General features: G+C 52.8%; 1 rRNA gene. It reads right to left on the reverse strand.

Annotated elements, in window-relative coordinates:
- Positions 1-657, reverse strand: a 23S ribosomal RNA gene (locus HQN87_RS31965); the annotation flags it as partial.

Below are 657 nucleotides of genomic sequence, written 5' to 3' on the forward strand. Positions count from 1 at the left end.
ACCTCTTCTCCCGAAGTTACGAGGTCATTTTGCCGAGTTCCTTAACGAGAGTTCTTCCGCGCGCCTTAGAATTCTCTTCTCGCCTACCTGTGTCGGTTTGCGGTACGGGCACCTTCTCCTGGCTAGAGGCTTTTCTTGGCAGTGTGAGATCATGACCTTCGCTACTACAATTTTCGCTCCCCATCACAGCCTAGCCTTCATGATGTGCGGATTTGCCTACACATCAGCCTCACTGCTTAGACGGACATCCATCAGTCCGCGTCACTACCCTCCTGCGTCACCCCATCGCTCATAGCGGATTACGGTGGTACAGTAATTTCAAACTGTTGTCCTTCGACTACGCCTGTCGGCCTCGCCTTAGGTCCCGACTTACCCTGAGCGGACGAGCCTTCCTCAGGAAACCTTGGGCTTTCGGCGGATCAGATTCTCACTGATCTTTTCGTTACTCATACCGGCATTCTCACTTGTGTAGTGTCCAGCGCTCCTTACGGTACACCTTCAACCCCTACACAACGCTCCCCTACCCCAGATGCAAAGCATCTAGCCATAGCTTCGGTGGTGTGTTTAGCCCCGTTACATTTTCGGCGCAGAGTCACTCGACCAGTGAGCTATTACGCACTCTTTCAATGGTGGCTGCTTCTAAGCCAACATCCTGGT

This window comes from Paenibacillus tritici, assembly GCF_013204885.1.
In the GTDB taxonomy this organism is placed as follows: Bacteria; Bacillota; Bacilli; order Paenibacillales; family Paenibacillaceae; genus Paenibacillus_AQ; species Paenibacillus_AQ tritici.